Raw genomic sequence first — 6,924 nt, 5'->3', positions numbered from 1 at the left:
CCGACGAACAACATTTCCGAACGGGAAATCAGACCGTCGGTGATCTTCCGGAAAGTCACCAATGGCTTCCGATCCGACTGGGGCTCGCAAATTCATGCCGGATACAGATCCGTCACCGGAACCGCCAAGCTCAAGGGGCAAGCGCCGCTGGACGCTATCCGCGATCTCATCCAGGGCAGTTTCGCACTCGCTTGAGGCGCCTGCCGCCAACCCCGTGAGCAATTACGGAATTTTCAAGAAGAGACTACGATGGCCTGAAAAACAATATGGACATGCAAAGAGAGAACGGGAAACGCAACGCAAAATACAGAAAACACTAAAAAACCAACGACTGAGAGTAAAAAAGCAGAGCCTGAAAATAAACAAAACCGCTTAAGTGGAAGCGCTCTCCGTAAACAGGAGCGAGAGGCTCAAGGGAGAGAGCGAACCGGGCGGGCAGGCCGAACGGGACGTACCAAAGGGAGGGGTGACAGTGAGATCGAGTAACGTTCTTCCCGCTGCGTAGCACAAAATTTCCTTTGCAATTTTTAGATAATTCAATGTTACGATGCCCCATCAACGAGTGTGGTGGTGGGGTGACAGTGGTTGATATGACAATGTTCCCCGGGGTAACTGCTCACGGGGTTGGCGCAAAAGGGTTCCCTTCTGAAAGTGGCTCTGAGAGCGGTTTTGATGAGGAGGCACCTCTAAGTGAATCAGGAATTTACGCCAGGATCAAGACCTGAGAATAGAAATATGGTAAGAAAATCAAAAGGGAAGCCTTTCGATATGTCTTCTTCGATTCTCTCCAAATCCGGTTTCGCCGCCGGATTGCTGCTGCTCCTGATTGGAATCGACAGCGTCGCTCTTTTTATCGAAACATCGCTCACCGAACAGCAATGGTCCAACTGGACCCAGACCAGACAGCCGCTTCGGGAAAGCGTTTCCGGGATGGATGATCCGGCGTCCCGGGAATGGAGCTATGACACCTATCTCGCCGCCCAGTCCGAAGCGAACCTCGCCGTGGGACAATGCGGGTTCGGTGCCCTCGGACAGCCCCAGTGCGGCGTGAAAGGCTATTCCGCCGCCGTGAACTGGATCGGGCTGGTGTTCCTGGCCCTTGGTGCCTTTGCCTTTGGGCGGCTTCGGATGACGGGTCAGGCCGATGCCGTCTGAGAACGCTCAACAGGAAGGGGCCGTGCAAAGCGGTCTCTCTCCGGCAACCTCCGTGCGGTGGACAGGCTTTGGCCTGTCCATCCTTTTCGGGGGCTGGGCTCTGGTCTTCTATGATCAGTTCATCGACCTAATCGACGGACTCTATGATGGTCTCTCTGCGCTGGCATGGGACTATCCGGCTTTGGACCCGGTGTTGGCCGTCCTCAATCTTGGTGACCTCCCGGTTATCCTGATTGTCTGCTGGTCCATTGCCTTGGTAGGCGTTTGTCTGGGCTTCGCCCTGGATCAATCTGGCAACAGACGAAAGCCCCTTGCGGCGTTCACCCGGTGGACCGGATATGGCCTGTCCTTTGGCGTCGGGGCAGTGCTCTGGTCCTATTTCGTCTGGTGGGGCTATCTGCTGGAGAATGTAAACTTCCTCGTGGCATTCATTTTTAGCTTCTGTTGCCTTCCTCTCACCATGACCGCCTGTTGGATCATCAGTGCCGCCACCATGAAGCTGAGCGGCTTCATCGACAGGGAGCAATCCCGAGACCGGATCAAGGCCAATATCCAAAAAGCCGCCCTGATCGGTATTCTCACCACTTTGGGCAGTTGCGGCATGACCGCCATGGGCGTTGAACCGCCAGAACCCGTGAGATCAGTCTATCCGATGTGAGGGACAACTACGTTTCAATCGCCTGCAAGATGGCTCGCCAGTTTTGGCGCCCGCCCAAAATTCGGATGATAACCACGGCATCATCGGTCACGACATAGACGATCATATGATGTTTCAGGGGATGGATGCGCACGGGCGGGGTGAACTCTGTCCATTCCCGGCCAAGGGCTGGCGCCGAAACCAGTGTCTCGAATACGTGGGTCAGTTCATCGATATATAGGTCGGCCTGTTGGATCGACCATGTTTCCGCCGAGTAACGCCACGCTTCTTCAAAATCATCCAAAGCCTTGGGTGCAAGACGATAGCCGATCGGCTTAGCGGACGACATGGCGCTCCCGCATCCGCAGCTTGAAAGCCTCGGCATCAAAGGCTTGCGGCTCGCCGCTTTCAATGCCTTCCGTGATAGCAGCCTGCAAGGTGGCGATGGCATGACGCCGTTCCTGATCCTTGCGGATCAGATCACGCACATAATCGCTCGCATTGCTATAGCGTCCGTCTTGGGTCTGGCTTTCGACCCATGCCTTCATCGACTCAGGCAAAGAGACATTCATACTTGCCATGGGGATTCTCCTCTCTGGGTTCAGAATACCCCGAAATGGCATTGAATGTCAAAATAGATGGCAATGATTGCCATAACCTCTATTCCTCATAGCCGAGGGGCGGGATATCGGAGAGGGTGGCGTGGCCCTTGCGGTGACGGTCGCACTCATCCCACCACAGCCAATGCATCAGATTATAGGACAATGCCTTGTCCTCCCGGTGCTTGTCGCACTCGGCGATCCAGGCCTCGGCATCCAAATCGGCATTCTCGACCAGCCAATCGAGATAGGCCCAATAGTTCCTGTGTAAAATGATGGTTTGCTCGATCCCGAAGCAATCTTTGTAACGGCGCCCGATGGGCTCGTAATCGGGATGCTGGGGCGCTGTCTTTAAATATTCTTCATATTCATACTGGTTCATAATAACAGAATAGCAGAGCGGCGCACCGCTCTGCTATTTGAAGATATTCCCATTTGCGGGCTGATTGGATCAGCGCTCGATCCCACGATCCTTATCATTTCCCCGCACAAGGGGCTGGAAGGTCTTTTTGAGGGATTGCGGGCTTGCCGCTTTCTCTCGCTCCGGGGTCGGCAAATCCCGCTTGGTTCCCACCGTGCCCCGAGGCGCCCGGTTATCCCCGCCGGGGGCATATCGAGGAGCGAAGACCCGATCCGCATTGTCCTTGTCCCGCACGGGAGTCTCTTTTCCTCCAGCCGCTTTGGTGAAGGCCGGACGGGTGGTGGTGTTCTCCTCAGCCATGATCCGCCTCCGCCGTGTCGCTATCTCGCAGATTCACGCCAAGGGATTTGAGCGCCTCATCCTCGAACCACGGCGTGCGGGAACACGAGACGGGGTTCAAGTTCTCGATCAGGAGAAGCTGCTTGTCTTTGGGCAGGCGCATCAACTCATCCGCATAGGCCTGCTTGCGCTGTGTCGCCGACGAGGTCTCGGTATTCGTGGTGCTTTCCGACGATCCGCCTGTGTTGGTGCCAAAGGCCCGGGCAATTGCCGTGCTCAGGTTCCACGCGGTGGTCACCCCGCACAGAGCCGAGAAATACTCGGCGCTCATCCGATCCCGTGACCCAAAATACTGCACCACCCCGGCGTTCGAGATGAAGGTTTCCCAACCCTCCCCGTAAATGCGCTTGAGCTGGGAGAGGGCTTGCACCACGCCCCAAAGCTGCATTCCAAACCCGGCCATCAAGCCGAACGCCTGTTCGACCATGCTCAGCCTGCCAAGGGCGGGCAGTTCATCGAGAAGGAACAGAACGGGTTTTGCCGGACGCAGGGCAATATTACGAGCGCTCACCGTCAAGGCTTGCTGGATCAACAAGCGCAGCCACCGCCCAAAGGCATTCGGGCGATCCGCAGAGAGCACCAGATAGACGGTCATCGGCCTGGCCTTCAAATCCTCGAACTTAAAATCCGATACGGCCAGGCTCTCCCGGATACGAGCACTATCCAGGAAGTGCGGTTGCGCCTGGGCGGAGGCCAGCACATTGGCGAGGAGCTTTTCTTCCTTTTGCAGGCGCCGTGCCCCGGTGGAGCGCACCACATGATGCGGGGAGTCCAACATGGTGGTGAAGACCGCCTTGAGGCCATCGCCATCCAGCAGCAGGACATCCCGCACCCGGGCCAAGGTCCGGTTGCCTTTCTCTTCCTCCGCCGTGGCGACATGGACGATCACCCCTTGCATCTCAGGGCCTTGGCTTCCTCGGTCCAGAACTGATCCTCCTTGCCCATCGGCACGATCAGCGCATCGGCGAGCAACATGGCGTTCTCGGTCAAATCCGCCCCGGCATCAACCAGCCAGTCCAGGGGATTAAAGCGGGCCACGCCAGGCCCGGTAATCCCCCAAGGATCGACCACATAGACATCCTGCCCCATGGCCGTGCGGCGCCCGGCGGTCATCATCGCATTCTCGCCCTTGGGATCGATGGTCAGCACCGATCCCTGATAGGTCAGGAGATTGGGGATCAGAACCGTGGTGCCCTTGCCCGAGCGATTGGCGGCGGAGAGCAGCAAGTGACGATCCCCTGCATAATGCAGGGGAATTGTCTCGCCGTTGTAAGTGGTGTGACCGAGCCGGAAGCCCGTCTCACCGACGATATCATGCTCGACCATATAGGGGACCGTGGCCCATTCCGCCGAGCCGAGCGTGCTCGGGCGGGCGGTCAGATAGCGATAGGCCTGCCGGAGCCAATAGCCAGCCCCCATCACGAAGAGCAGCAAGGCGCCAAGAGAGGCACTACTCCAACCCAAGGAGCCCTGATCGATAATCGCCAGAAAGACAACGAACCCGGCCAGCACACCCGCCAGCAGGCTTTTGATGAGCGGGTTCTTCCCGGCGATCAGCCAGCCGAGGCTAAAGCCGAGCAGTCCGGCAACGATCATCATGGACAGCCGCAAGCGGGTCGTATCCATGAAGTACGGGACATTCCAGGTGATGGAGCCTTCCAAAAACGCCCCATCGGTGACATTCAAGAACAGGGCCGTGACCAGTCCAGCCCCCAAAAACAGGGTGACGGGCCGGGTGAACCATCCGTCTTTCGCCAGATGATCCAAAAGCGCCTCGGGGCGCCGTGTCTGATTTTGCATGGGTGATAGCCTTTCCAGGCAGGTTGAACACCCGCCCGGACTATCCCGGCCCCATCCGGCACTTCGCCTGCACCCCAAGGGGTAATTCGGGTAGACGCTCCCGGATTGATTTATAGAAACTGCTTCTATAAATCATAAAAATGCGACATTATGAGTTATATAAAGGAGCGCTATCGATCATGCCTTGGAGTTGGGAGCATCAGGATTGGCCCGTATTCACCTATGACAAGACCAAGCTGGAAGCGCTTGAAGCCCGCTTCCAAAAGCAATCTGGCATTGTGATCGGCGCCCTAAAGCATGTTCCGGCCGACCAAAAAGATGATTTGGTTATTACGCTTATCACCAGTGAAGCAGTCAAAACCTCCGAGATCGAAGGCGAAATCCTCAACCGGGAATCCGTGCAAGCCTCCTTGCGGCGGAACTTCGGGCTTGGCGCTCCGGATCGCCGCATCACGCCCGCCGAGCAAGGCGTTGCCGACATGATGGCCGCCCTCTATCGCACCTATGATGCACCACTCTGCGATGCGATGCTCTTTGACTGGCATCGCATGTTGATGAAAGGACGCAACGACCTGGCCGATATCGGCGGATACCGCACCCACAGCGAGCCGATGCAGGTCGTCTCCGGCCCGATCCTTGCGCCCAAGGTCCATTTCGAGGCACTGCCCTCGGATCGTATCCCCGAGGACATGACTCGGTTTATCGACTGGTTTAATAGCTCCGATGCCTTACCGCCGCTCACCCGGGCGGGCATCGCCCATTTGTATTTCGAGACCATCCACCCGTTCGAGGACGGCAACGGGCGGATTGGCCGGGCCATCGCCGAAAAGGCTCTCTCGCAAAGTCTGGGACAACAGACCTTGTTGGCGCTCTCCCATGCCATCCAGTCCAAAAAGAAAGCCTATTACCTCAATCTCGAACAGCATAATAAGGGGCTGGAGATCACGGGATGGCTGGAGTATTTCGCTGCAACCATCTTGGAGGCGCAAGATTACTCCGTCCGTCTTCTAGATTTCCTGATCGCCAAAACCCGGCTCTTTGATCGTTTGCACGGACAGATCAACGAGCGGCAGAACAAGGTTCTCGCCCGCATGTTCCGAGAAGGCCCAGAAGGCTTCACGGGTGGCCTAAGTGCGGACAAATACATCTCGATCACCGGAACAACCCGCCCCACGGCCACCAGAGACCTCGCCGACCTTGTGACCAAGGGCGCCCTAATCCGGACAGGGGAGCGGCGTTATACCCGCTACTGGCTCAATCTTGCCCAAGACAATACCACCGCCTTGACCTAATTGATCACGGTGAGAAGCTTAAAGCATAGATTTTCGCTAAGAAAATTACAAAAAAGCTGGTAAATTATATAGATGTCAACTCACAAAGAAACATCCCCAGCCCTCAATATTTTTCTAAGATTATCTAGCCGATTTCAAAAATTGGTTGCAACAGATCCAGTAAGCAAAAGAAATTCAAATGAAAATTTAATTAAGCAGAAACGTGCAGCAGTGAGATCTTGCCTTATTTGCAACTCTAGAGGCTGGTCATCCGAGGGTCTGTTCCGAGTTAGGAAAACTGTCGAGATCAAGATTCATTTAAACGAAGCGACCTATGAACAATGGCTTATTTTGCGTGAAATAGAAGAATGCCTAAACATAGATATTATTTGTAAATCACTGAGCAACGAAACAGCATGGAAAGAAGCGATTCATCATGCCATAGATTCAATAAATGCAAACTGGTTTCGAGACAAGGTGTCAGAAAATTCAAGGGAGATGATTGTAGCCAACGCCGTACGGATAGCAAGAAAGCATGGTTTCAGGATACCAATTAACGGTTACGGTCCCAAATTCGTAATTGCTCACGGGGTTGGCGGCAGGCGCGTCAAGCGAGTGCGAAACTGCCCTGGATGAGATCGCGGATAGCGTCCAGCGGCGCTTGCCCCTTGAGCCTGGCGGTTCCGGTGACGGATCTGTATC

At 55.6% G+C, this 6,924-nt stretch carries 10 protein-coding genes; 4 read left to right on the top strand and 6 right to left on the bottom strand.

What is annotated here, in order from left to right:
• From ACLIRY_RS26240 to ACLIRY_RS26230, 3 genes are all read left to right on the top strand, one after another.
• On the top strand, positions 1-195 hold a 195-nt coding region (locus ACLIRY_RS26240), incomplete at its 5' end, for an IS66 family transposase (RefSeq protein ID WP_413208383.1).
• Between the two features lie 573 nt (positions 196-768).
• The gene (locus ACLIRY_RS26235) at positions 769-1,155 is read left to right on the top strand and encodes a hypothetical protein (protein WP_413208382.1); all 387 of its coding nucleotides are present in this window, start codon (positions 769-771) and stop codon (positions 1,153-1,155) included.
• On the top strand, positions 1,145-1,813 hold the full coding sequence (locus tag ACLIRY_RS26230) for a hypothetical protein (RefSeq protein WP_413208381.1): 669 nt from the start codon (positions 1,145-1,147) through the stop codon (positions 1,811-1,813). The genes ACLIRY_RS26235 and ACLIRY_RS26230 overlap by 11 nt, the downstream gene beginning before the upstream one ends.
• A 7-nt stretch (positions 1,814-1,820) precedes the next feature.
• Here the strand turns inward: ACLIRY_RS26230 and ACLIRY_RS26225 are convergent, their stop codons facing one another.
• The 6 genes from ACLIRY_RS26225 to ACLIRY_RS26200 form a co-directional block, all read right to left on the bottom strand.
• A complete protein-coding gene (locus ACLIRY_RS26225; RefSeq protein WP_413208380.1) occupies positions 1,821-2,141 on the bottom strand; it encodes a type II toxin-antitoxin system RelE/ParE family toxin in 321 nt (106 codons plus the stop codon).
• Positions 2,128-2,373 (bottom strand): type II toxin-antitoxin system ParD family antitoxin, encoded by a 246-nt coding sequence (locus tag ACLIRY_RS26220; protein WP_413208379.1) that lies wholly within the window; start codon positions 2,371-2,373, stop codon positions 2,128-2,130. The genes ACLIRY_RS26225 and ACLIRY_RS26220 overlap by 14 nt, the downstream gene beginning before the upstream one ends.
• A gap of 79 nt (positions 2,374-2,452) precedes the next feature.
• The gene (locus tag ACLIRY_RS26215; protein WP_413208378.1) at positions 2,453-2,773 is read right to left on the bottom strand and encodes a hypothetical protein; all 321 of its coding nucleotides are present in this window, start codon (positions 2,771-2,773) and stop codon (positions 2,453-2,455) included.
• A 69-nt stretch (positions 2,774-2,842) separates the two neighbouring features.
• Complete coding sequence (locus ACLIRY_RS26210; RefSeq protein WP_413208377.1) at positions 2,843-3,112, bottom strand: hypothetical protein; 270 nt, start codon at positions 3,110-3,112, stop codon at positions 2,843-2,845.
• Positions 3,105-4,049, bottom strand: coding sequence for a type IV secretory system conjugative DNA transfer family protein (locus tag ACLIRY_RS26205; RefSeq protein WP_413208376.1), 945 nt, complete (start codon positions 4,047-4,049; stop codon positions 3,105-3,107). Before ACLIRY_RS26205 ends, ACLIRY_RS26210 begins: the two co-directional genes overlap by 8 nt.
• A complete protein-coding gene (locus ACLIRY_RS26200) occupies positions 4,037-4,951 on the bottom strand; it encodes a type IV secretory system conjugative DNA transfer family protein (protein WP_413208375.1) in 915 nt (304 codons plus the stop codon). Before ACLIRY_RS26200 ends, ACLIRY_RS26205 begins: the two co-directional genes overlap by 13 nt.
• A 179-nt stretch (positions 4,952-5,130) precedes the next feature.
• Here ACLIRY_RS26200 and ACLIRY_RS26195 point away from each other — a divergent pair, with 179 nt between their 5' ends.
• Positions 5,131-6,243, top strand: coding sequence for a Fic family protein (locus ACLIRY_RS26195; protein ID WP_413208374.1), 1,113 nt, complete (start codon positions 5,131-5,133; stop codon positions 6,241-6,243).
• Positions 6,244-6,924: the final 681 nt, after the last annotated feature.

The organism is Rhodospirillum sp. A1_3_36 (genome assembly GCF_047263945.1).
Taxonomy (GTDB): Bacteria; Pseudomonadota; Alphaproteobacteria; order Rhodospirillales; family Rhodospirillaceae; genus Rhodospirillum.
This window is presented reverse-complemented; position numbering and strand designations above follow the sequence as displayed.